Raw genomic sequence first — 23901 nt, forward strand, 5'->3', positions numbered from 1 at the left:
TCACTGTGCCGCTGTTGGCTGAGGTGATTCGCCAGTGGCATCGCCGCTACCCAGAGGTCGCGATCACGCTGCGCGAGTCCACGGCGATGGACGAGGCGCTCGGCCTCGTCGACTCCGACGAGGTCGACGTGGCAGTGCTGACCGCTCCCTCGGCCGGCCGCTTCACGATCACCGCCGTCGCCGAGGAGGAGATCGTGCTGGCGGCACCCGCCGGCCATCTGCTGGCCGAGCAGTCGGCTGTACGCCTGGAGGATCTTGAAGGTGCGCCGCTCGTTCACTTCGCACCGGACAACGGCCTCAGCGCCTGGCTCGACCAGTCCTTCGCCCGCGCCGGAGTCCACCCGGAGACGGTGATGAGGACATCGGTGACTGCGGCGGCACCACAGCTCGCGGCTGCCGGTCTGGGAATCGCAGTGTGCCCCGTGAGCGCGGTCAGCCACGGCTTTCCTGGAGCAGTGCGATCGTTCTCTCCGCGGTGGGTCAGGCAGCTGGTGGCGGTGACGCTCGCGGAACCGGATCCGCTCGTCGCGCGCTTCATCGGCGACCTGCGCAGTCACGGCATGCGTGTACCTCGCGGTGTGCGGACTCAGCTGACACAGGACGGTCCTCCGGCCGAGACACCACGACCGTCCTCCTGAGAATCGCCGCGCAGCCGACGAAGCAGACGACCAGGTCGAGCACGGCCGTGCACATGGAGTTACGCCGGCCCTGTCGATTCGGTGAAGGCCAGACCCAAACGAATCGACGGTCAGGGCGCCGGGTTCCCGGAATCTCCGCCGAAGCGATCAGCACGCTTCTCCGCACTGGCCAAAGGTCGCCTGACTCCGCCGAGGGGGCGAGCACAGGGCTTGAGGCCCGTCGAGTTCGAGCTCACGGACGCCTGCGGGAAGCAGTGTCGTGACGCTGTATGGGGCGATGCTGACACCGAGGCGACACGAACACGCAGGCATTGCGGAACGTCGGCATCGACGACGCCGTTGGTCCCGCTGAACCCGGGAAAAGGATCAGCGGGTCAGCGGCCAACTCTCTCGCTTCCGCCCGGCCACTCTCGGCGGCGAGGCGCTCTGTGGAGACGACGGCGACGAACCGTTCCGATGCCAGAAGGGAAAGGTCGAGGTCGTCGCCCGCACGAACGGGCCGCCGTGGGCGTCGGTGATGACCGGCGCCGGTCTCCCGTCGACCGCCGCTTCCGGCTCGCGCTGCCACCCGTCGTTCCCGGTCGGTGGCACGGCAGGCCTCAACCACTCAGTACACGGCGTTTACGCACGTCGGTGCGTCGAAGGCTTCCCAAGGGACTAGGCCCGCGGGGAGACCCGGGGGCAGCGCGAGATCGCGCCCATCTACCCGCTGCTGGACCGCACCGGCGAGCAGCTGGCCGTCGCACGTACAGAGCAGGCCCGCGAGACAGCCGCAGCGGAGGTGGCGGCCAAGGCTGACGAACGCATGCGCGCCCTGGCGATCGCCGACGACAAGGGCCGGATCGCGTTGCGCCTGGCGGGCACGTCCGGCGAGGAACACCGCGTCCTACGGCCTCCAAGCCTCGGGCAACGTCCGGCTCATGATTCTCAGCGCTCCCGCGCGTATGTCACGACCCACGCGATGGCGGGAGTGAGCCCGAGAATCCCGATGCCGAAGATGCCGAGAGTCGTCCCGATTCCCTTCCCGTCCAGCACGGCGCGCACTCCGCCGGCGAGCCCGCCGACGGACATGCACAGACCGAGGACGAACGCCCGCGAACTACGTGGGCGCAGCAGGTGCCTCGCGCTCGGGCGTCGGCGACCGGGCTGGGGCGGACCTGCGCGGCGGCGGCCAGAGGGCGGTGTGCCCGGAAGGTGCTTCATCGGTACCTCACCTTCCCCGGTGCTGCCGGGGCATCCACATAGGTGTCCTCCGGGCCCTTCTTCGACGGGGTGCAGGCGAAGTCGACCACTGTCGCCACCACGGCGACGGGCGCGCCGAAGATTTACCCCCCGAACGTACCGACCGTGTTCAGGGCCGTGGGACGGTGGTGCTTTCCCTTGACGTCGCTCGGGATCGAACCCTTCTCCAGGTGCTTGCTTGCCTCGCCGGCCTCTCCGCCACCATGCGGAGTACGGGGATCAGCCGCAGCAATCGGGTGTAAAGGCGTTCGCTGCCGTGTAGGTTGGCGATCTTGTCTTGATCAGCACGGTGGCTCGCGACTCGGTGGCGCTGTTACGCGATACCTAGGTTGCCGTAAGGCATCTTCCGCCGGGCGGCCGATGTACTGGGCAGGGCGCAAAGCAGCCACAGATCATGGGGGAAGAGTGTCAGCGCGGGACGCGATAGACGGCCTGGCAAGCAATCCGGGAGCGCCGGCTTGCGTGCTACTACGGCTGTTGGCTCTCGACGACCAGTGGATCGTCGACCGGCTTTCATACCGTAAGACCTTGCCCACCGAGGTGGCCGAGGCCATGGTGGCCCACCCCAACCGCCGCGTGCGAATCGCACTTGCCCAGAGCTGGACCGTCGACCCCGAACTGCGTGCCAGTCTCCTTCACGGACGAGCATCGGACGCGCTCGCGGTCGCGATGGGCCCCCATCCGTACGGCATCCAGGTAGCGCCATTGCCGGACTGGGCGTACGAGCGGCTGCTGAACCACGAGCGCGACGTGGTCTGGTACGAGACAGTCAACGCGCCCTCCGTGCCGGCACACGTGCTCGTGCCACTCGCCGTTCACAAGGACGCTCTGTTCCGGCTCGCGGCATGCCGCCGCGTCTGGCAGGAACTCACCGACGACGTGCGCACGTCGCTCCTCGAGGACGGTGACCCTGCGGTACGTACTGCGGCGTCACTACACGTCATGCACGAGGACGAGGAGCGCACCGCGGAGCTTGTCGAAACACTCGCGGGTGACTGGCGACTGGGGGACGTAGCGGAATGGGGCCGGCTCGGGCGGCCCCTCGCCGAGCGTCTGGCGGCCGGGGGGACGTGGCTCGAGCGGCTCGTGCGCAACCCGACGTTTCCCCCGGATCTCGCGATGGGGTTCGCCGGTCACGAGGACCCGGCCGTGCGGCTGGCGGTTTCCGCCCGCTCCGGGCTGTCGGAGGAGGAGCGAGCCGCGATCGACTGGCAGGTCGGTCCCGAGGACCGGCTGGGCCCCTTGCGGTGGGTGTGGGACGCGCGCGGAGAGCCAGCACTCCTGCGCCGGTGCGCGACGTCTGCACACACCTGGCTGCGGCGTAGCGCTGCGATGTGTCCGGAACTGCCTGACGATTGCGTCGATCTGCTCGCGGGCGACGCCGATTTCGGAGTACGGCTGTTGCTCGCCGAGAATCACCCGAAGGCGCCGTCGGGTCTGCTTCTCGATTTGTATCTGCATGGCATGCATCGGGCGGTCGCCATGTTGGCCTCCAAACCGCAGTTTCCGGTGGACGGTCTCGCGGAGCGATTCGCGGACGCGGCAGACCCGAAGGCCCGCCTTCTCATTGTGCGAGACCCGGGTGCGACGCCCGAGATCATCGAACGGCTGAGCCGGGACCCGGAAGCACGGGTTCGGGAGACGGCCGCATGCGACCCAAGGCTCCCGATCCGCAGGCTGGTGGAACTGCTGGACGATCCCTACGTGGGCGCGGCCGCTGCCTCCAACGCTGCGCTGCCGGTCACGGAAATGACGGCACTTCTGGACCGGGCGGGCATCCCTGGCTGATTACGTCGGGCCGGCGCCCCAGCAGCGAGCTGTGAGCGCTGGTCCTTGCCTGCGTGTCCTGCCGGCGGAGAGACGGGCGAGAGCAGGATGGCCGTGTCGCGACGTTGACGTACCGGCCGCGGAGGTCGCGGCTGGGGGTGCCTCTATGCCTTTGGTCAGGAGAAACGGGGGTGCGTCGGGTCGGCGAGCCAGGCAGCATGACGGGGTGACCGACCTGCTGTGGGATGACGTGAGTTCCTCCTTCGACCCGGACTTGACGGGGTCGCTGCCGGACGTGCGTGTCCCAAATGCTTCGGTGGAGGACTGGCAGGCGGTCCTCGATCTTGTCGCGGAGAAGGGGCTGGAAGTGTCAGTACGCCGGGGGAGAGGTGGTGCTTCCGGTGCCCCGGGCGGAGGCCGGGCTGTCCCGGGCGGCGGATGCTGAGTGCCGGAACCTGCGGGTCTGGCCGACTGCCGATGTGTTGGCGATCTTCCGCTTCCACTCGGTGATCTGCGCACTGGAGACGGGCCGCGGTTCCTGGACCGCGCCGCTGGACGCACTACGTCTGGCGCCGGGTGACGACGCCGCCACTGTCACGGCTCGGCGAATGCGCGAGCTCGTCGAGCGACTGGCCGTGGCCGGGCAGTGGAAGGACGGCGACCCGGAGACGGTGACCGCAACCCGCCTCCACGGGACGGCCACTGCCAGGGCCTGGGACCGACTTCATACTCGGCTGAATCATCGGTCGGCCTGGACTTCCCAGTTTGGCGACCTGCCGGTCATCGAAGGCACCGTGATCCGCGTGCAAGTAGTAACACGTGCTCGAACACCGTCCCGTCGGGGACACGGGCGGCGGTGGCAGCCGAGCGGGTGGCCCGTGGCGAACTCCTCCCGTGCGGGCAGGAGGGCCGTGAACTGGTCTAAGAATGGTTCGGAGCAGGCAAGATGGCATGCGGGCAATTTGAACCCCTCTCACGGGGCTGCTGAAGCTGGATGAGGCTAGTGCCCCGTGGACGACGGCTCATGTGCCACGTGCGGTGCCCGAGTGAGGGCGGCCTACTTGACGAGGTGCCACGGAGATCGGCCCGCTCCGGACCGCCCGCTCGCCGGTACCGATCGACGCCACGCTCGCCACGCAGGCCCGCACGTTGCGAGTTACCTACCTCGTGGGCCTGTTCAGATACACATCGGCCTGTTCAGATGCAGATCACGATTTTTCCTCGGGTGCGTCCGCGCTCGGCGTGCGCGTGGGCATCGGCGATCCGCTCCAGGGGGTAGGCCTGTTCGATACGGGGTGTGTAGCGGCCTTGCCGGCCCAGTTCCGCTGCCGCGGACAGGAGGGTGGAATCGTTCTCCGCGTTGACCACATGCGTGCCCAGGCGCTGCCCGCCCGCATGGTCGGCGACCGTCGCGACGCGCCTCGGGTCACCTGCGATCGCGACGAGGTCGTCCAGCGATCCGGAGGCCGCGGTGTCGAGCGCTGTGTCGACTCCGCGCGGGGCGAGAGCGGACAGACGCTGCGCGAGGCCGGGGCCGTAGGTGGTGGGAACGGCGCCGAGTGCGGTGAGGAACTCGTGGTTGCGTTCACTGGCTGTCCCGATCACAGTGGCACCTTGCGCTACCGCGATCTCGACCGCCGCGCTGCCCACGCCACCGGCGGCGCCCTCGACGAGAAGGGTGCGCCCCGCGAGGGAGCCGAGCGCGCTCAGGCCGCGCATCGCGGTCACGGACGCGAGACCGGCGCCCGCGGCCTGCTCGTCGTTCCACGTGTCGGGGGAGTGGGCCCAGGCCGAGAGGATGACCAGCTCCGCGGTTGCGCCGGTGACACCGCCCAGCCCGAAGACGCGGTCGCCGATGCTCACCCCCTGCACTCCGTCACCGATCTCGTCGACCACCCCGGCGGCGTCGCGCCCGGGAATGGCGGGTAGCTCCAGGGGAATCAGCTGCTGCAGGGCGCCGGCCCGCAGCTTCCAGTCGATGGGATTGACACCGGCCGCCGCGACGCGGACACGGATCTCACCAACTCCGGGGTGAGGGTCGGGGGCCTGCTCGATCACCAGGCTCTCCGCTCCGCCGTATTCGTGGAACCGGGCTGCGCGCATAATGGTCTGCCTTACTTTGACGGGCCGGAATGACGTGTTCATCCGACGCTCGTCACTCTAGAACCTGACGTTGACGTGAGGTGCAAGCCGCAACTGCCGCCCGGTCGGAGGAGGGCAGGCGCGGATGGGTGAGGTTGCCGAGCGGGCGGGGGTGAGCGTGGGGGCCTGCGCCACTACGAGGGATCACGCGCCCGTCACGGTCGACACCCGTGTGCCCTCGGGCGGGCTCGGTGATCCCGGCACGACGCGAGGACTGCCGTGCGTACGTGAACCGCGTGAACGCCCTCGGGTCCGCCACCGGGTCATGATCAATCTCGGCGCCCCCAACGGTTCAATCGGCCCCCAGGGCTGCCCCCGCGCCGGTCCTGCTAGCCTAAACCTGACGTCAACGTGAGGTATGAGCGGGAAGGGAGCGACCTGCGTCATGCGCATCGGACAGCTTGCCAGGCGGTCAGGGGTCAGCGTGCGGGCCCTGCGCTACTACGAGGAACAGCGGCTCCTGGAATCGGCGCGGACGCCCGGTGGGCAGCGTGACTATCCCGACGAAGCCCTGGAGCGGGTCCAGCTCATCCAGGACCTCTTCGCGGCCGGCCTCTCCAGCCGTACCGTCGTCGAACTCCTGCCGTGCGTGAGCACCGGCGTCGCGACCCCCGCCATGCTCGACCAGCTCACCATCGAACGCGACCGCATCGCCGCACGCATCCAGGACCTGACCCGGGCCAAGACCAAACTCGGCCGCGTGATCGAGAATGTGACCGCGGCGAACGTGGCGCAGGACTGATCAACCCGTCGCGAGGGGTGGGGCCCCGACCTATCCGGCATCTACCGGGCACTGGCCGGTCACTCCGGAATTCGGGTGACCGCCTTCGTCGTCAGCGTGCCGGGCGAGACTGCCAGACGTAGCCGATGTCCGGTTCGCGCTCATCGTTTCTTACGCGACCAAGCCCGGTGACGCCTCCCCAACTGTGTGGTATCCGCTTGATCTGCGGGACCTGGGAAGCCTGGACACCGTCATGGCCGTGGTGCGCCCGCAGCTCGTCGTCAACGCATCGAGCGGCTCGGCCGACTGGGCCACGACGGCGGAAGGTCCCATCCGGCTTGCGATGGTGGCGGCGAGGTACGGCACCCGCATGGTCCACGTGTCCAGCGACGCGGTGTTCTCCGGCACGCGAGTCCACTACGACGAGTCCAGCCTCCCCGACCCCGCCAGCTCGTGCATCGCCAGCGCGCCCCGCCAGCCCCCGCCCCGGCCGCCGCCGCGCAGCTTGGCCAGCTCCGGGCGCCACTGTTCCCGGTTCCCGCCCGTGCTGTCTCGGGTGCGGGTAACATCCTTCGCCCGGAACCGACGTCGTGAAATCATCAAGCGATGACCGAACCGAGCAGCGACGACGGCCGCATGTTCCGGCGCGGGACCGAGCGGGTCGTCAACGAGATCGCCCAGGGGCTCCGCACGTTGGACGCTGGTGCGGGCTGGTTCTCCGGCCTCGCGCCGACACGCCAGCAGGGGGTTCTGCAGGAAGTCGCTGGCTATGCGATGCAGGCGCACATTACAGCTGCGGACGGCCGTGCGGGGGTGGCGCGGTCCGGTGTGAATCCCACGGCTAACCCCTCGGTAATGATCTGCATGGACCCGCCCCGCTACGGATTCGCGGGCCTCCCCTCCGCCGATCACGTCAAGGCGTTCCGCGTCCTCGTTTCCGTGTTCGCCGTTGCTGATACTCGCCGCCGCGAGACGTACTGCAAAGGCGCCTGCGGCCATGCATGGCACAACCTGCCAGCGGCAACCGAGCAGCCGTAGTATCGGCCATTCCTTCCCCGGCTGAGCTGGTTCTCGGGCACCCCCTCCCGTGTGGCGCCCGGTCAGCTGACCTGGGTTCGTTCGGCTTGGGCCGTCATTGTGACCGCTACGGCAGAGGTCACCCAGGTGCGGTGGGCGATGGGCGACGGCACCACCGTCACCTGTTGTGCCCCCGGCACCCCCTTCACCAAGTCGCGGGGTGGCGCCCCTTCCCGGACTGCGGGCACCTCTACGAGCGGCCCTCCTACGAAGAGCCGGGCGGCGGATACCAGGCACCGCGACCGCGACCTGGAACGTCACTTGGACCTGGACCATCTCCTGGACCGTACGCCCTCAACGAAGCGGCACGTTCACCGAGACCCGCGCTTCGGAGTTCACCGCTGATGGCTTCGATGATGTCTAGGAACAGCGTTTGTCGACTGGTTCCGGAGTCAGTTGGTGATCATGCGGTTCGTGAATGTCGAGCAGAAGTGACGGCGTTCTCGCGGGGCGGTGAGAAAAGGGAAGGCGGAAGCCAACTGCCCGTTGACAGGATGTCCGCGCTGAACCCCCGAGGGGAAAGGACCCCACGACCGTGGCTCGTGCCATCACTTTGATCCGCTCCACCGCCCTGTCCGACGTCGCCGAGTACGCCTACGCGGCCACGGCGCCCGCCGAGTCACGCCTGATCTTCCTTGCAGGGGCGTGTCCGCTGAACGATGACGGCTCCACAGCAGCGATCGGGGACTACGCGGGCCAAGCGGCGAAAGCCATCGAGAACATGCAGGCCGCTCTTACTGCCTCAGGCGCGTCGCTCCAGGACGTCATTAGCACACGGGTTCTCGTCGTATCGGCCCGGCGGGAGGACCTGGTGGCCGCCTGGCAGGTTGTCCGGGAGTCGTTCGCTGACCATGACGTCCCCAGCACATTGATGGGCGTCACCGTGCTCGGTTACAAGGACCAACTCGTCGAGATCGAGGCCGTCGCCGCCGTGCTCGATTGAGACATCTTCCAAGGACATCGCAAACGCGGGATGGCCAGGCGTCCGCCAGGACGGCTGGCCATCGAGGAACGTAGGCTGCGGTCAGCCGGCCTTCTTCGACGTCTTCGTCGTTGATGTAGGCAGCGCCAGGTGCCTGTCGTGGACCCCCGGGGCGGTCGTGTCGTCGACGCAAAGCATTGAGCTATGCGAGTGCAGCTGGTGCGAGTTCCGGACTCCGATCGGATGTTGTACACCGTCATCGATGATGGCGACTTGCCCGTCGAGGCGGCGGATGTGTACCTGGGGCATCTCACCGCGACGGGACGTTCCCCGTACACCGTGGAGGCGTACGCGCACGACCTGCGGGGCTTGTCTCCGGCTCAAGGTCGCGGACCGTCGTCACGCAGCTGGGCGCGTTGAACCGGCTGGCCAGGTCCAGGAAGCGGATCGCTCGTACGGGTTCGGTGCAGGGCGGGCGTCAGGGCGTGAACAACTGCTCGAAGGCGGTCTCCTGTGTTCCGTAGCGCTCGTTCGACGCTTCCAGGACGGCTGCCTTCAGGACGGCGGGCTGTACGTCGGCGACGGCCCGCGGGGATGTCACGCCGGGCGCGTGCTCGTACTTCCAGACGATGACGTCAAGGAAGACCGGTGCCTTGAGCCGCCGTCCCCAGCCCAGAAGCGCCTGAGCGATCGCCGGATAGGGAGTGAAGTCCGGATTGGCGAGCCAGCCGCGCAGATCGGCCTCCGGAACGCTGAAGTCCACGCCCATGGCGGCCAGCGCCTGAACGACATCGGTGCCGGGGGTCGGCCGTTGGCCCGTCGGGGCGAGGAGGGAGAGCTTGATCGTACGGTCGACGATGTATCCGAGTGCGGAGAGCGAATCGTCGTCGTCCAGGCTGTCCTGGAAGACCACTACGAATTGCCGCGTGGGATCCGAGACCTCGACCACCGCAACCTCGGAATCCACCGGGATTCCGGTCTTCAGCGGAGCATGGCCGATCTTGGACTCGAGCACCGTGAAATCCCGTGGCGGGAGGCGCCGCCGGGTGAAGTCCAAAAACGAGGGATCGTCGCCAACGCTCGCGGACGTGCCGAGGAGCGCGTGCATGAAGTTTGAACTGCCGGAGTCCACGAGGGTGCGGCGGATGATGTGGGCGTAGAGGTTCGCCATGTCGAAGCAGGTCGACGCCTGCGCGACCATGCCGTCGTTCACGCTCGGAATGACTACGGCGGGCAGCGAACCCGTAAAGGTTCCGGCCAGCCAGATGCCGGTGGCGGCTGGCTGGAAGAAGAAGCCGCCAGCCTTCAGCGCACCGTTGATCCAACTGTAGCCGAGCCGCTGGATGACGGCGGCCGCGGTCTCATTCGTCCCCTTGAGGATCATCTTGTTCAGGGTGTCCTGGAAGCTGGGCTTGAACGAGCAGGCCAGCGCGCCAGCTGCGGGAGCCGTGGCGAAGATCTCCTCGTACTTCGGCAACCGCTGCACCCGGGTGAGGCCCGGTGCCTGGGCGATGGCGGGCACCGACGCGTCGATCACCGGATCGAACTCGCTCCGCAGCCGCGTGAACAGCCTCTGCGGCGTAGTCACCTTTCTCGACACTGCGTTGACGCTCCGCAAGAGTTCGTACGCCGCGTACAGCGCGCCGATCTTGGCCAAGCTGGCGGTGAAGTAGCTGTCTCCGTACCGCAGCCCGGCGTGCCGGAAGTCCGGTCCGTTCGGCGTCTGGTCGACCGCTACGAAGGAGATCGCCGCCCGGAAGGGGCGGGCTAGGCCGGGAAACTGCGTCAGCGCCTCGCTCACAGCGGTGTCGAGCGCCGTCTGCAGCGTGGGGTCGTCACCCAGCAGGGTGGGGTACGGCGTGGGAAAAGGATTCACCCGGTCAGGATCGGCCTGGCCGCCCGGAGGCCGCGCGCGGAAGGGGGCCGGTTGGGTGCGCGGGGACGTCAGGCGGGCCGGCGAGGGCGGTAGCTCGGCCCGGCCGGTGCGCTTGGTATCGGCAAGATCGTCTCGTAGGTCACGCGGTGCTCCCCGTAGGGGTCGGGTCGGCCTGGTTGCCGCGCGGGGCTGTCGAAGGAGCAGTCGTGGCGGAAGGGCGTGTTCGCGGTGGTGCCGGCCGTCCTATAGGGGCGGTTCGAAGCTGTTGTGCCTCTGGCCGGCGTCGCTGGCGGATCGGATGCTCAGCCGGTGGTCGCAGGTGACGGGGCACCCGGGGCGGTGTCGAGTTCGTCCAGCACTGCGTTCAGCGTGTCTTCGTCTGCGATTCCCTGATGGAGATGGGTGCCGCATGCGCAGGGCGCCACGAGAGGCAGTACGTGCTGGACTTCGCCAAGCTTGTCGTGGCGCTGGGTGTAGTGGAGCCACCCGCCGTGGACGTGGTCGGCTGAGCCGAGGTGGGCGACTGCGCATGCCGGGTAAGGCAGGGGCCTTCGGCCGACGGGTATCCCGTCCATGCCAGCAGCGTGATGGCGGGGCTGAGGGTGCCGGGAAACGTGGCGATGAGTACAGCGTCCGCGGTAAGCACGGCCTCGATGGCTGCCTCCTGGCCCCGGTGGAGCGGTCCGTGGAGCGGCGTTTCGTCGGCCTGGTCATGCTGGACGCCGGTGTACGGGGGATCAATCGCCATGGCTGGGGTCTCCTTTGTCGGTGGGGGCCGGGCTGTCCGGTCTTGCGCACTGCCCTGGCCCTTGCTTGGGCCTGGGACGGCACACACGGCCGTCAGATCGGGTCGGGGCTCAGAACGCGGCTCGTTGGCGGTGGCCTCGAAGCGCCCTGATGCGGGGAGTGGATTCGCCTCTTCGTATTCCTTCGGACTGGTCGACTGCGCCTTCTTCGAAGACTCCCACGAGGCCGGCGCGCACACGATCTTCCACAACGGACTACTGCTCGTCCGCGGCACCGTCGTGGTCCGAGGCCCCCGCCGGACCATTGCTGGGCAGAGGGTCTGGAACCTCGAAGAGCTCGCCGCGGCACGCCGTGACCACGGCCCCAGGCTGTCCTCGATCTCCTCGGCCGCCGCGAACCGTCACCCACCCCCGCCCAACCGGCCGACACACCGGCCCGGACACTCGCCAACGGGATCGCCGTGGCGAAGCTCCACCCGTACGCCGACCTCCCGGCACCCGCTCCGCCGACCTCAACCGGCTCGGCCACACCAGCCAGGGAAGTGCGGGATGGCCACTGGGTTCGCCGAGGTTGATGGGATCTGGCTTTCCGAGCGTTCGCTGTGCCGCATCCAACTGGCTAGCCCGCGGGCCAGAGCCGGTTCGGCATGCCGTCATCGCTCATGTGCGCGCGCTGCCAGATCTCGTTCCAGCCGTACGGAATCTCCGGCACGAGTCGGTGCCGCTGCCCGCACGGACATGGCACCGGCGCCCACGCGCACCCATTGCACAGCTCGACCCAGCCGTGCCCGGTCGAGTACGACTCCAGCGGTCCCTCGTCCCCGCAGGCCGGGCAGCCAGGGAGATCGACGCCGTCCAGAATCGCGGTCTGTCGCCGGATGTACTCGGGCAGTCGCAGCGACGGGTGGCGAAACGGGTCTTCGTACCAGGTGCGGTCCGGGCCTTCCCACCTGCTCCGCAGCCACCACGGTCGCGGGTTCGCTACAGCCCGCCGCCCCGCCCGCTTCTCCGCCCGGCGCTGCGCGGCGTACTCCTCCGCCCGCGCGAGCCACAGCACCCGCGCCGCATGCAATTCCTCCACTGCGCGCGCCAGAGCGTCAGGATCCGCCTCCAGCCGCCGGGGGATCGCGGCGCTGAGCGTGAGGTGGTGGTATGTCGCCCGGAAGCCGTATGGCGCGAAGAGAGTGATGCAGGTCCGCAGCGCGTTGTGCCGGCTGCGGAGGGGCAGGTCGGTGTCGTGCACGCGCGCTCGGTGGGTCAGGAAGCTGGTCATCGTGTGGGCTCCAGGTCCAGTGCTCGGGCCAGGGCGGCGGTGACGGCGGCGGCGTGTGCCGGCAGGTGTTGTTCGGCCCAGGTCCCGGCGAGGCTGAGAAGTTCCGCAAGTCCTGCTGAGCACCGGTAACGAGCGTGCGTACCTGGTCTACCGGCAGCTCGATCACCGGGCTGCCGTCCTTCGCGTGGGCGTCGAGTGTCAGCCGGACGGTGTCGCCGACGCGTTAGGCCACCGAGGACGGGACGTGGCCGAAGTAGCCGGTGCCGTCGAGCATCTCCAGCCAGTCCCGCCAGGTCTCCAGGCCGCTGCAGCAGCCCTGCTCGACGAAGACGGTGGCGTTGTCGGTCATCCGGAACCCGCCTGCGGCGAACAGGTCGGGCATGGTGAGTAGCCCGTGCAGGAATCTCCGAGCGGGTCGGTCGGGCACGGCCCGTGCTCCTCCTCCGGCTCGAAGTCGTTGCATTCGGCGTTCCGCATAACCGCCGTGCCGACCTCCGCCGGAGTCAGCTCCCCGTCCAGGACGAGGTAGCCGTACGACTCGTGCTCGCCAACCTTCCAGCGTGCAAAGTCGTCAGCAGCGAAGATCTCCGGAACGGGTTGCATCACAATCACATGGGGATGATGCCGGACCTACTGCCGCACCGCCACGGGCTTTAGCTGCGCTATCGGGCTCAGGACGGGCCCGCTACCTGGGCAGTTTCGCGGTTCGCTCGGGGTAGGCGGTGACGCATGGCGGTCTGTTCGGTGATGTCGAAGAGCCTCATGGGCTTGAGCGGATCGTCAGTGGCGAAGGGTTTCCGAAGTGCAGGACGTCATTGGCCCGGGGCTTGCGAAGGCCGTCTGACCTGCCATTCCCTGGTCGTCGCCGGATGGGTGGGGCGGACCTCGGCCCCGAGACGCCAGCCCTGTCGACGCTCTTCCTGAGGAGGTGTCACGGAACCGGCGGTGCCGCTGTTGCTTGCTCGGCGCGCTAGCCGGATGCGAGAAGGAGTAGGCATCTGAGTACCGGGTCCTTGCACTGGGCGCATGGGCACAGCTGCGAGGTGCGTCTACACGCGAGAGACGTACCTGGCTCCGGTACTCGGAAGCTTCAGTGCTCCGGAGCGGATTGGGCGGTTCATGCGGCCGGAGCCGTTCCGAGAGACGACGACGCCCCTGTTCCGCTGATCCGGTGCGGCGAGCGGCGCAAGGCGAGTACCGCCAAGTCGTCCTGCTGCGCGCCCTCTGTGAAGGAGTGAACATCGGCGACGAGTGAATCGGTGAGCCGACCCGCGGTGATGTCGACGCGGCCGGCAAGGTGTTCCTCAAGCGGATAGAAAGTGCCCGCGGGGGAGCGGGCCTCGGTGAGACCGTCGGTGCACAGCAGCAGCGTCGCCCCGGCGGGGAACGGGAACCAGGACACCGTGCGCGGCTCGGCGACGAGGTCTGCCAGGCCGAGCGGCGCATGCTCCGTCCCGGCGCCCACAGCGGTGACGGCCCCGTTGTGCAGCAGGTAGGGAGGGATGTGGCCGCACGTGACGAGCTGTGCCTCGGAGCCGGTGTCCACCCCCAGGACGACGGCGGTGACGAATCGTTCCGGCTCGCCGCGCTGTTCCGCGTAGCCGTTGTGGCGGACCACCGCCGCCTCGAGCGAGTCCACGAGCGCGGTCACCGTTGGTTCGCGGTGAGCGGCTTCACGGAAGGCCCCGACCACGTCGATGGCCATGCCGATGGCGGCGAGTCCCTTGCCCTGGACGTCGCCGATCAGTACCCGGGTACCCCACGGGGTGGCCGCCACGTCGTAGATGTCGCCCCCGACGAGTTTGTCCTGCTGCACCGGCTCGTACACGCCGTCCACGAGTACATCGTCCGTGAGCAGCGGCAGCGGACGCAGGATCTGCCGCTGCATCGCGGCAGCGGTCGACCGCAGACTTACCAGCGCCCCCTCGCGTGTGATGCGCAGCCAGGATCCGTAGACGGCCAGCGCCCCGAAGCCGAGGGCGAACAGGGCCAGGATCACCCGGTCGGCGACCTGCTCCTCGGACAGGGCCACGGGCACGATGACGACGACACTCACCCAGGCGGAGACCAGCGCCGTCTGGCGTGGGGTGCACAGCGCTGCGGCGAACGCGGGGAGAAACACCAACAGCCCCAGCAGGAGCACGGCGGTCCCGGTCACCGTGCCCAGGACGATCGTCACCACCGTCGCCGCGACCGTCACCAGTACGACAGCGCGCGTGGGGGGCGTGCGGATCGAGGTGCCGTCGTCCCGGTCCGGACGGCCCCGCACGGGGATCGGCGCCGCACGCAACGAACGGAACATTCGAGCATCCTCCAGTGGCCGTGTGATCGGACGGTGCCAAGGCCGAACGTCGCGACAGACGAGCGGCTTCGATGATCCAATCTGTCTGGAACGCCGGAGGGAGGCTGGCCGTCTTGGAACTGAAGTGCGTCCACCTGGGCGATTCCGGAGATTTGCTGCCGTCTGCGGCCTCTTGTGTGACACTCCGGCACAACCCATGGCGTCTTGCCGGCCGGTCGGCCGTCCCTTGCGGGAGACCGTCCGGCCGGCATGTGTGTGGGTGAGAGCGGCTACCGGACGTCGTAGGCGCGGGTGATGGTCTGGGTAACCGCGTTGTCGTTGGTGTCGGTAAACGTGGCCTTGGTCATGACCTGCTTACCGGCGGCGCCGGTGTGATCGACGACGGCCGTCCACTTGCCGTTCCGCTGCTCGGTCGGCGCCTTGGTCCAGGTGTCGCCGCCGTCGTAGGAGTAGGACAGCGAGGCGGCCGTGATCGTGCCCGGGGTGTATCCGGCATGGCCCTCGACCGACAGGCCGACCTCAATGCCGCCCCTGGCCGGCAGGGTGTTCATGGTGTCCAACGGCACGTCGTACCTCGGGAAGAGGATCGGCAGTCCGCGGGAGTAGACGTCGGGCTCCCGGTGGGAGCGGAAGCTCCACGTGGTGGTGACGGCCATGGAGCGCAGCCAGTTCTTGTCCGAGGACGGGATCTTCTGGAGGCGCTGCGTGAGTTCGTACGCGGAGTCCTCGTCCGGCACCCGGAACGCGTCGTAGGGCCAGGCGCTGCTGGCGATCTGCTCACCGTTGCGCTTCAGAGCCAGGTTGCCCAGGTCGCCGAACGACCCGCCGTAGGACCAGTGCGCGTCGGATCCGTCGGCCCAGAGTGCCGTCTGGATGCCGATCATGTCACCCTGCCGTTCGGCGGCCAGCATCGGCTTGCCCTCGTCGTCCCGAGGGGCGACGGGGCTCATGGGGCCGCCGTACCACTCCTCGGTACTCCGCTGTCCGGGCCGGTAGGTGCGCGGCTGGTCACTCATGAACGCGGCGAACGGGAAGCTGGTCATCGCGCCGTGGTACCAGGCGTCCTCGCCGGTGCTGTAGTAGGCGGTCCGGGTGGTGGGCACATGGACATCGCCGTACGGGCTGACGGGGATGTGGGAGTTGGTGCTCCCGGAGGGCCGGAGGAACATGGCGTCGAGGTAGTCGCCTTCCTTGCCCATGGCCTTCCACGTCTCGCGGACCTGGGCCAGCCGGGAGTCCTTCGGCCTGTAGACCTGGTCGGAGTTCAGCGGGCCGGGGGTCGGGAACGACAGGTTGTAGACGTACGGCGAGCCGTCCTCGGAGCCGGACGCACGCCAGGTGGGCCGGAACTCGAAGGTGCCGTCCTTTGCCCGTCCGTCGACGTCCGCATAGAACTTGCCGACCGTGCCGTCGGCCGTGATCGATCCCGAGAGCTGCCAGGTGTCGTCCCACGTGCGGGCGTAGCTGAACGTGGTGTTGTCCACCGCCGAGGGACGGTCGGTGCGCAGGCTCAGTCGGTGGGCCTTGCGGGCGTCGAGGACAACGGTGGCGTCACTGGTGATCCTCAGCTGCGGCTTGGCCAGGTAGCTGACCGATTCGGGTGCGTTGTCCGCGTCGTACGACGCCACGAAGGTGCTGAGGGCATAGTCGCCCGGGCGAACGCGGTACGTCTGGTCGGCCGCCCCCGAGTTGCTGCGGCGCTCGCCCGTGTTGGTGTCGAGGCTGACCAGGTCCAGGGAGGATGGGCCCGTCGCGGGCTTGCCGTTGCGGTCGATGACCTTGACCCGGAGCGTGACCGTCTCCGGCTGGACGTAGAGCGTGACGGGCACGGAGACGTGCACTCCACCGCCGGTGGCCATGATCCGGCCGGTGACCGCACCGTATTGGGCGTCCTTGAGGCGGGCGGTGGGGTCGATCCGAAGCGGCACCTGGGCGGTGGCCCCTGCGGGGACTCTCACCTTGCCGTTCTCCACCCTGATCACACCGGAGCGGACTTCGCTGCCGTCGTTGCCGTGCACACCGCTGACCTTCAGGTTCAGGGTGACATCGCTGTCGTCGGTGTTGGTGAAGGGCACCTTCACGGTGGTGCGGTCCGATGCGTCCTGCGGCCAGTTGTAGCTGCCGGCCTGGACGGCGGGCGCGGATAGCACCTCTTGGTTCACCGCCCCGAGCACGTCGAGGACCCCGCCGCCGGTCTCGTCGGCGCCGGCGACCTTGCCGTCGGTGCGGGCGGACGACACCAGGGCAGCCTTGATCTGCTGCGCGGTCCAGTCCGGGTGAGCCTGGCGGACGACGGCAGCGGCGCCCGCGACGTGCGGGGTGGCCATGGAGGTGCCGGACATCGTCCGGTAGGCGTAGACGCCGCGACCGCCCGCGCTGGCCGCCGAGATGTCGACGCCGGGGGCGGAGAGCTCGGGCTTGAGCGTGTGGGTGACGGCCACGGGACCGCGGCTGGAGAAGGACGCGGTGGTGTCGTCGCGGTCGACGGCGCCGACTGTCAGAACGCTCGGCACGCAGCCGGGGGAAGAGACGGTCTCGCTCTTCGGTCCCGTGTTGCCGGCAGCGACGACGAACAGTGTGTGCTTGTTCTGCGAGAGCTGCTCCGTGGCTTGGGCCACCGGGTCGGTGCAGTCGCCCACCGTGGAGTTGCCCAGGCTCATGGAGACGACGTCTGCCTTCTGGTCCACGGCCCACTGCATGCCCGCGATGATCCAGGAGTCCAGGCCGTAACCCTCGTCGTTGAGGACCTTGCCGATGAGCAGGGAAGTCCCTGGCGCGACACCCTTCTTGCGGCCGTCACTGGCCGCTCCGGACCCGCCGGCCGTGGAGGCGGTGTGAGTGCCATGGCCCACCAGGTCGTCCGTGTTCGCGGCGTCCGTGAAGTTCTTGGTCGCGGCGACCTGGTTCACCAGGTCCGGGTGCTCGGCATCCACGCCCGTGTCCAGCACGGCGACTTTGGTGCCCTTGCCGTCGTAGCCGGCTGCCCATGCCTCCGGCGCGTGCACCTGGGCGGTGGACCGGTCCAGTGTTGCCTCGACCTTGCCGTCCAGCCACAGCTTCTTCAGCGCGGAGGCGGAACGTGAGCGGGGGTTGCTGATGTCCTGCCAGAAGTCGACCGCCGTGTCCTTGTCCGCCTTCAGCGCGACGCCGCCCACTGCGGGAAGGCTCAGGCCCCGCTCGGAACCGCGAGGGGCTGCCGGTGCGCCGTCGGCGACGTTCACACGCTCGTTGTAGGTGGCGATGAGCGGCAGTGAGTCGGTGTGTGCGTCGTCGTAGCCCTGGCGGATGAGGCCCGTGACGTTGAACAACTGTTCGTCGACCTTGCCCTCGGCGAGTGCCCCGGAGGCGGACTCGGGGTAGACGTAGAGGTCCTCGCCCATCTGCCGGGTCTGGAACATCGGCTGTGTGCCGTCCTCGCGGGGCAGCACGGCTGCCGACCTGCGGCCCGAGACGTCCGTGATCACCGCCACCTTTTCGCCGGTGACGAGCGTGACGGTGACCTGCTTGCCGCCCTTCGGCCCGGCCTCGCTGCCGACGAGCGGGCGCTTCCCCGAGGCCCCGTCAGGCGGCGTATCCGCCGCCCCGGAAGGTGTCACCGCAGTGACAGCGAGGGCGGCGGCGCTTGCCGCTCCCAAGGCTATACGCGTTATGGAACGCATGAATCTCCCCACTTGGTCCCGTGGACAAACTGTGCTGACGCCGCAGCCTGGCAGACACGCGGATGCCACAGGGGCGCCATGCGTGGCGGGTTTCCCGCATGTCGGATACCCGTCACGCGGTCACATGTGTCGGCTCGTTGGCCCCGGGGGGAGAGGCGATCCGTGTCCTCCTCCAGGGCGATGGCCGCCCTGTGGATCCTGCCGAAGGGGCGAGCACGAGCACATTCCCAATCCGGTTCAGCGGCAGGCCAAGCCTTGTCCGATCCTCCCGGCCGCGAGCTGCCGGGCCGGTGGACGTCCAGCGAAGGGACATCAGAGCCAGTCGGCGCGTGCCGCGTACCATCCGAGTTGTAGGCGCGAGTCCGCCCCTGCGAGGTCCATCAGACGGCGTGTCCGCCGCTCCACGGTGCGTATGGAGAGGCCGAGTTGAGAGGCGGCTCGGCGGTCGGAGATCCCTGCCAGGAGTAGGGAGAGGACTTCCAGTTCGCCTTCCGTCGGCTGCGGATCTGCTGTCTCCTCGACGCGCACACCTGTAGCGGTCGTGTGCAGCGGTCGGGCGTGCACCCACTCCCTCTCGAAGAGATGAACCAGGGCCGTCAGCAACCCGCTACGGTGCACCACAATGGCGCTCGGCACGCCGTCGGAGCCCGCCACGTCCAATGGCACCATGGCACGATCCCGGTCCGACACGATCATCTTCAGCGGCAACGAATCGACCACGCGAAGCTCGAGGCCCGCCGAGATGGCCGCCCGCAGATCCCTCGCCACATCGAGGTCGTCCAGGTAGTCCTTGGCAGCCACAACCCGGAAGTCGACGCCGCGGTCCAACGCGGAACTCTCCGACATGTCGGCATCCTCGCGCGGTACCGCGATAGGCGCGCCTATGAGGAAGACAAGCAACTCCTGCTGGGCACCCCGCTGCAGTTGGTGGAAACGGTGCGCGACCTGTTCCACGCCGACGACCACCTCCACGACACTGCCGGCAGCATGTGCCGCTGTACTTCGGTACTGCTCGGTCAGCATCGAATACGCGGCCTCGGCCCGGTGCAGCGCATTGCGTTGTTCGACGAGGAGTGGAGCCAGGGCCACCGAGGGAGGTGTGAGCCGGTAGCGGGCGGGTCCGCGGCCGGCCTCGCAGTCAGGCGAGTCAGGTGCCCCGCTCTCGGCCTCGGTGGCGAGCGCGACCAGGCCACGTGCCGCCAGGTCGAGCAGGATGCGAGTACTCTCGGTCGGCTCCAGGCCGGTCTGCCGGGCGAGGTCCTGCGCAGAGGCCGTCGGGCGGGCCAGAAGTGCGCTGTAGATGGCCTCCTCAGCCGGCCCCAATCCCAGTACCTGCAGCATCCGGTTCCCCCTCCGGCGACCGCCGTGTTCGGCCCTTGACGCCGCTCGGGCGGACCGAGCAGCTGCATCCGAACGGTATCCCAGCGTCAGCGTGTCCCGATTGGCTGCTGCTTGTCATGCCTGGCCGTGGGCCCGCTTGCCGCGTGTGCATTGCGCTCCCCCGGCCCAAGTCGCCCACCGGCTGGCTGCCTGACCACCCACCGCCTCACCGCGAACACTGCCGCATGTGCCGGGGTGCCATTTGAGGGGGACCAGGTTCGCGGGATCAGCGAGCCACTGCTGCAACTGCGAGTTGGTGGTGCCCGCTCCCAGACGACGCGGCGACGGAGCCTGCATCGTCAACCGGTCCGTCTCACGGTCTCGCCGCTCCAGGATGCCTGCGGAGAATCGGTCGATGTAGGCCCAGGCCGCCCGCAGCAGCGGCCACCAGACCTCGGCGGAATCGACGGCGTGGACAGGTTGTCGCTGGCAGCGAGCTTGGCCACCTCGCTGTCCGTCTTCCCCGGCCAGGGGTCCTCCAGCACGCCGGCGCCAGTCAGAAATACTGAGAACCGCACCAAGCGCCGTACCGCGCCGACCGCACTGCGTACCGACCAGGTCCGGTGCTCGATGTAACCCTGCCAGTCTTCGGTCGCCCACATCTGCAGGTCATCCGGCATGCCTTCCTTGACCGCCCAGGCGCCCAAGGTCACCAGGCAGATGCACTCCTTGCGGACTGTGGCCGGACTCCAGATCTTCCGGCCAGGGAAGATTTCCGCGTCCCTCAGTGCTCGGTGGTGAGGGTTGAGCATGCAGAACGCGACCTCCCGCGCCCGCAGGTTCCAGACGGGGTCAAGCGGGAAGGAGCACTTCCACTCATGCGGCTTTCGGTTCGCCGGGCGCCTGAGGCAGTCGCAGGGACACTCGTCGACACGCCCGAACACCGGCCCCTGGACTCCAGGAAGCTGCCCGGGCATGGCCGTGTAGAACGGCTCGTCGTCAGCGAAGGTGCGCGATGCCAGCCGGCCAAGAGCGGCAGCAGAAGTGGGGGCGGTCATCGATCACACTCCGTTCGAAGTGATCCTCCAACTCGTGCCGCAGGAAATTGCCGATCTCCGCCTGGTCGGCGCCTTCCCGGAGCTGCTGGAACAGCGGGGCGAGCATGCAGGCGTACTCATCCTGCACATAGTCTGCGACGCCGATCGGATCCCACTCATTGAGCAGATGCCGCAGGCCGTGCTCGGTGACGTCGGTTCCAGGTCGTCGATCCAGGGTGCCACCCATGACCCACCGTCATCACTCGACCCCGCTGTGATCCAAACGAAAGACCCTAGCTGGTGACGCCCTTCACGGGAGCGGGCCGATATACCCCAGAATCCTGCTGCCCTTCATGCGACGGCCGTCGTACGGGGCCCAGGTCGTGAAGATCCGACTGGACCTCGGTCAGTAGATGCCTTCGACGATGCGGAAGTCGCGCTCGACGCCGTCGGAGAGGGCGACCAGCGCCTCCTGGTAGGCCGCGCTCTCGTGCGCCGCGACGGCCTGCTCGAAGGTGTCGAACTCGATCAGGACGGTGCGCTCGGCGATTCCGGCGTCGTGCGCCACGACCCGACCGCCACGGACGAGGACACGGCCGCCCCCGGCCGCGACGGCCGGACCGGCCAGCTTGTTGTAAGCAGCCAGCTTCTCAGGGTCTGAAATGGTGCGGTAGGCGCTGACCCAGTAGCCCTTGGGCATGGAACCTCCAGTGTTGTGATGAGTGCATCTGACTTACGGGTTGGTCTCGGACGAGCGTCGGCGGGCGAGAGTGAGGCTTGTCAGCGTCGTGATCGCCATGGCGCCGATGCCGACCAGCGCCGCGGTGGTGTAGGCGCTGTCGTCGGGGAAGAGGTGGCCGGGGCCGGTGCCCGCGGTGAGGATCAGGCCGCCGATGGCGCTGCCCAGGGAGTACCCGACGCTGCGGACGACGTAGTTGAAGCTCATGGCGCTCGACGTCTCGCTCTTGGGGGTGACGGCCAGGATGACGCCGGGCATCGCGGCCGAGAAGCCGCCGACGCCGAAGCCGAGCACGCCCATCGCCGCGAACAGTTCGGCCAGGTCCGACCGGGCCGCCGCGAACAGGGCGAACCCGCCGCCGACCACGACGGCGCTGCCGGCCAGGAGCAGGGGGTCGGTGATCCGCGTCTGGACCCGCGGCGTGAGCTTGCCGGCGACGAACCCCAGCACCGAGAACGGGATGAGGACCAGCCCGGCGACGAAGGTCGTCAGCCCGAAGCCGTAGCCGGCGCCGTGCGGCGTCTGCGCGTACCGGGTGATGAGTGTGAGCAGGAGGTACATGCCGATCCCGCCGACGAACATGGCGAGGTTCGCCCCGGCTACCGCCGGGTGCCGCATCGCCCGCACATTGATCAGGGGCGTCGTGCTGCGCAGCTCGATGACGGCCCAGACGCAGAGCAGCACCACCGCGACGACGGCGAGGCCCGCCGCCACGGCGAGGTGCCGGCTCCACAGATTCCGTTCGCCGGCGAGGAACAGCACCAGGAGCAGCGCAGCGGCCAGGACGACCGCGCCTGCCACGTCCACGTGGGCGGAGCGGCCTTCGGGGGCTTCGGGCATGGAGCGCCACGCGATCAGGAGGGCGGCGGCGGTGACGACCAGGCCGAGGCCGTAGGCGGCCCGTACCCCGCCGAGCTCGGCGAGCAGTGCGGCCAGCGGGTAGCCGACGCCGGCCCCGATGATCGAGACCACCGAGATCAGGGCGATCACGGCCGCGCTGCGCTCCTCGGGGAGGTGGTCCCGGGCCACGCCCATCATCAGCGCCGTCAGCCCGAGCCCGACGCCCTGGGCCGCCCTGCCGGCCAGCAGCCACGCGAACGGCAGCGGCAGCACGGTGAGCGCGCTGCCGGCGACGACGACCGCCAGCGTGGCGAGGATCGTGGCCCGCCGGTGCGGGCCGGCTCCGAGCCGGCCCAGGACCGGCGTGGCGACGGCGCCACTGAGCAGCGCGACGGTCAGCGTCCACTGCGCGCTGCCGAGCGAGACGTGGAACGAGGTCGCCACGCTGGTGATGAGCGGCGTCCCGAGGCTGGCGACCGCCGCCACGACCAGAGCGATGAACATCAGGGCGGGGACCAGCAGCCGCGCCTCGGAACGCGCCATCGGGAACGCCTTCACCGCGACCCCGCCGACCGGCTGCCCGGTCACTGCTTCGGCCCTTCGCGGTCCTTGCTTTCGAGCTCTGTCAGATGCTTCAGCGCCGGAAGGGCCGCCACCAGCGCCTCGACCTCGTCGCCGGTGAGCTCGCCGATCAACCGCTCGAACGCGTGGACGCCCGCCTGGCGCCGCGTCCGGACATAGGAGGCGCCGGCCTCGGTCAGGCACACCAGCGTGACCCGCTTGTCGGACGCGTCGCCCCGCCGCTCGACCAGGCCGGACTCCTCCATCACCCGGACCAGGGTGGTCATCGCGGGCTGGGTGACGCCCTCGACCGCGGCCAGATCGGTGATGCGCCGCGGGCCGGTCCGGTCCAGGGTGGCCAGGGTGGCGGCGGACGTCAGGCTCATGTCCCGGGGCAGACGTCTCGCGGCCCTGGTGGCCAGGCTGTAGAGGACTGCCCCGATGGCGGCGGACGCGCCAGGGGCGGTGTCTTGACGACTCATGCTCGAAGCATAGCGTTTTTATATTCATAGTTTATGGAAATGGCTCGACTGGTGCGGGCGGCACGCCCCTTGAGCAGGCCGGCCCGCCGGATCCGGGTCAGTGCCAGGCCCAGCAGCCGGTCGGCGCGGTCGCCCTCGGCGAGCCGGTCGCGGAAGTCGGACAGCACGCTGTGGTGGAAGCCGGGGTCTTCCAGCTCCAGGCCTAGGGCGTACTTGCAGTCGATGCGGCAGCGCACCGCCTCGGCGGCCTGACGGTCCGACAGGTTCAGCGCGTACTGCAGCACGCAGACGGTGGCCAGCTGCGCGGGCGAGAGCCCGGGGCGGGCCGTCGCGCGGGTACCAGGCGGTGAAGTCCTCGTCGCTGAACAGGCCGTCGAGGTGGTCGCGGATCCACATCGCAGTGGTGCGTGCCGTGGGGGTTGCTGGCCCGGGCGACCCGCACGGTCAGCGCCGGGATCTCGGCTCCGGGACGGGGCTGGAGGGGCATATCAGGCTCCTGGGGGCATGGGCAGAACGCTCCCACAAGCCTGACGCAACGTCACGATCGTCGACTTTCC

21 protein-coding genes and 3 pseudogenes are annotated in these 23901 nt (G+C 68.8%); 9 read left to right on the forward strand and 15 right to left on the reverse strand.

Features of this window, described 5'->3' with window-relative positions; genetic code table 11:
* On the forward strand, window positions 1-638 hold a 638-nt coding region (locus tag ACFWFI_RS03295; protein ID WP_387384851.1), incomplete at its 5' end, for a LysR family transcriptional regulator substrate-binding protein.
* Between the two features lie 927 nt (window positions 639-1565).
* On the opposite strand, the gene ACFWFI_RS03300 is transcribed toward ACFWFI_RS03295, so the two are convergent.
* Complete coding sequence (locus ACFWFI_RS03300) at window positions 1566-1709, reverse strand: hypothetical protein (RefSeq protein WP_387384853.1); 144 nt, start codon at window positions 1707-1709, stop codon at window positions 1566-1568.
* Between the two features lie 648 nt (window positions 1710-2357).
* On the opposite strand from ACFWFI_RS03300, the gene ACFWFI_RS03305 reads away from it, so the two are divergent.
* From ACFWFI_RS03305 to ACFWFI_RS03315, 3 genes and pseudogenes are all read left to right on the forward strand, one after another.
* On the forward strand, window positions 2358-3668 hold the full coding sequence (locus ACFWFI_RS03305) for a hypothetical protein (RefSeq protein WP_387384855.1): 1311 nt from the start codon (window positions 2358-2360) through the stop codon (window positions 3666-3668).
* Window positions 3669-3873: 205 nt separating this feature from the next.
* Window positions 3874-4153, forward strand: a pseudogene (locus ACFWFI_RS03310) (hypothetical protein); the annotation flags it as partial.
* Window positions 4148-4459 (forward strand): annotated as a pseudogene (locus ACFWFI_RS03315) (transposase); the annotation flags it as partial. The pseudogenes ACFWFI_RS03310 and ACFWFI_RS03315, both read left to right, overlap by 6 nt.
* A gap of 385 nt (window positions 4460-4844) precedes the next feature.
* Here the strand turns inward: ACFWFI_RS03315 and ACFWFI_RS03320 are convergent.
* A complete protein-coding gene (locus tag ACFWFI_RS03320) occupies window positions 4845-5750 on the reverse strand; it encodes an NADP-dependent oxidoreductase (protein ID WP_387384978.1) in 906 nt (301 codons plus the stop codon).
* A 424-nt stretch (window positions 5751-6174) separates the two neighbouring features.
* On the opposite strand from ACFWFI_RS03320, the gene ACFWFI_RS03325 reads away from it, so the two are divergent.
* From ACFWFI_RS03325 to ACFWFI_RS03340, 4 genes are all read left to right on the forward strand, one after another.
* Window positions 6175-6531: a MerR family transcriptional regulator gene (locus tag ACFWFI_RS03325; protein ID WP_355765801.1), complete on the forward strand. Its 357-nt coding sequence runs from the start codon at window positions 6175-6177 to the stop codon at window positions 6529-6531.
* A gap of 184 nt (window positions 6532-6715) precedes the next feature.
* Window positions 6716-7120: a sugar nucleotide-binding protein gene (locus ACFWFI_RS03330; RefSeq protein ID WP_387384857.1), complete on the forward strand. Its 405-nt coding sequence runs from the start codon at window positions 6716-6718 to the stop codon at window positions 7118-7120.
* On the forward strand, window positions 7117-7548 hold the full coding sequence (locus tag ACFWFI_RS03335) for a DUF5958 family protein (RefSeq protein ID WP_387384859.1): 432 nt from the start codon (window positions 7117-7119) through the stop codon (window positions 7546-7548). Before ACFWFI_RS03330 ends, ACFWFI_RS03335 begins: the two co-directional genes overlap by 4 nt.
* Before the next feature lie 574 nt (window positions 7549-8122).
* Entirely contained in the window at window positions 8123-8530 is a 408-nt protein-coding gene (locus tag ACFWFI_RS03340; protein WP_387384861.1) for a RidA family protein, read from the forward strand.
* 457 nt (window positions 8531-8987) lie between these two features.
* Here ACFWFI_RS03340 and ACFWFI_RS03345 read toward each other — a convergent pair whose 3' ends face one another.
* Window positions 8988-10385 carry a hypothetical protein gene (locus ACFWFI_RS03345; RefSeq protein WP_387384863.1) on the reverse strand — a complete coding sequence of 466 codons (1398 nt, stop codon included), beginning with the start codon at window positions 10383-10385 and terminating at the stop codon, window positions 8988-8990.
* 364 nt (window positions 10386-10749) lie between these two features.
* Window positions 10750-11133, reverse strand: coding sequence for a hypothetical protein (locus ACFWFI_RS03350; RefSeq protein ID WP_387384866.1), 384 nt, complete (start codon window positions 11131-11133; stop codon window positions 10750-10752).
* A gap of 184 nt (window positions 11134-11317) precedes the next feature.
* Here ACFWFI_RS03350 and ACFWFI_RS03355 point away from each other — a divergent pair.
* Window positions 11318-11681, forward strand: a pseudogene (locus ACFWFI_RS03355) (DNA polymerase III subunit alpha); the annotation flags it as partial.
* Window positions 11682-11750: 69 nt separating this feature from the next.
* Here the strand turns inward: ACFWFI_RS03355 and ACFWFI_RS03360 are convergent.
* The 11 genes from ACFWFI_RS03360 to ACFWFI_RS03410 form a co-directional block, all read right to left on the reverse strand.
* The gene (locus tag ACFWFI_RS03360) at window positions 11751-12404 is read right to left on the reverse strand and encodes a hypothetical protein (RefSeq protein WP_387384868.1); all 654 of its coding nucleotides are present in this window, start codon (window positions 12402-12404) and stop codon (window positions 11751-11753) included.
* A gap of 223 nt (window positions 12405-12627) precedes the next feature.
* On the reverse strand, window positions 12628-12831 hold the full coding sequence (locus ACFWFI_RS03365) for a hypothetical protein (protein WP_387384870.1): 204 nt from the start codon (window positions 12829-12831) through the stop codon (window positions 12628-12630).
* Between the two features lie 690 nt (window positions 12832-13521).
* Entirely contained in the window at window positions 13522-14706 is a 1185-nt protein-coding gene (locus ACFWFI_RS03370; RefSeq protein WP_387384873.1) for a PP2C family serine/threonine-protein phosphatase, read from the reverse strand.
* Between the two features lie 269 nt (window positions 14707-14975).
* Window positions 14976-18365: a S8 family peptidase gene (locus tag ACFWFI_RS03375; RefSeq protein WP_387384875.1), complete on the reverse strand. Its 3390-nt coding sequence runs from the start codon at window positions 18363-18365 to the stop codon at window positions 14976-14978.
* Window positions 18366-18677: 312 nt separating this feature from the next.
* Complete coding sequence (locus ACFWFI_RS03380) at window positions 18678-19706, reverse strand: helix-turn-helix domain-containing protein (RefSeq protein ID WP_387384878.1); 1029 nt, start codon at window positions 19704-19706, stop codon at window positions 18678-18680.
* Window positions 19707-20044: 338 nt separating this feature from the next.
* Window positions 20045-20743, reverse strand: a complete 699-nt coding sequence (locus tag ACFWFI_RS03385) for a hypothetical protein (protein WP_387384881.1) — start codon at window positions 20741-20743, stop codon at window positions 20045-20047.
* The gene (locus ACFWFI_RS03390) at window positions 20685-20969 is read right to left on the reverse strand and encodes a hypothetical protein (protein WP_387384883.1); all 285 of its coding nucleotides are present in this window, start codon (window positions 20967-20969) and stop codon (window positions 20685-20687) included. Before ACFWFI_RS03390 ends, ACFWFI_RS03385 begins: the two co-directional genes overlap by 59 nt.
* 159 nt (window positions 20970-21128) lie before the next feature.
* A complete protein-coding gene (locus ACFWFI_RS03395; RefSeq protein WP_387384885.1) occupies window positions 21129-21422 on the reverse strand; it encodes a DUF1330 domain-containing protein in 294 nt (97 codons plus the stop codon).
* 33 nt (window positions 21423-21455) lie between these two features.
* The gene (locus ACFWFI_RS03400) at window positions 21456-22889 is read right to left on the reverse strand and encodes an MFS transporter (RefSeq protein WP_387384887.1); all 1434 of its coding nucleotides are present in this window, start codon (window positions 22887-22889) and stop codon (window positions 21456-21458) included.
* Complete coding sequence (locus ACFWFI_RS03405; protein WP_387384981.1) at window positions 22886-23248, reverse strand: MarR family winged helix-turn-helix transcriptional regulator; 363 nt, start codon at window positions 23246-23248, stop codon at window positions 22886-22888. The genes ACFWFI_RS03400 and ACFWFI_RS03405 overlap by 4 nt, the downstream gene beginning before the upstream one ends.
* A 92-nt stretch (window positions 23249-23340) precedes the next feature.
* Complete coding sequence (locus ACFWFI_RS03410; RefSeq protein ID WP_387384889.1) at window positions 23341-23628, reverse strand: transposase; 288 nt, start codon at window positions 23626-23628, stop codon at window positions 23341-23343.
* Window positions 23629-23901 lie beyond the last annotated feature (273 nt).

The sequence above is a fragment of the Streptomyces sp. NPDC060209 genome (assembly GCF_042728155.1).
Taxonomy (GTDB): domain Bacteria; phylum Actinomycetota; class Actinomycetes; order Streptomycetales; family Streptomycetaceae; genus Streptomyces.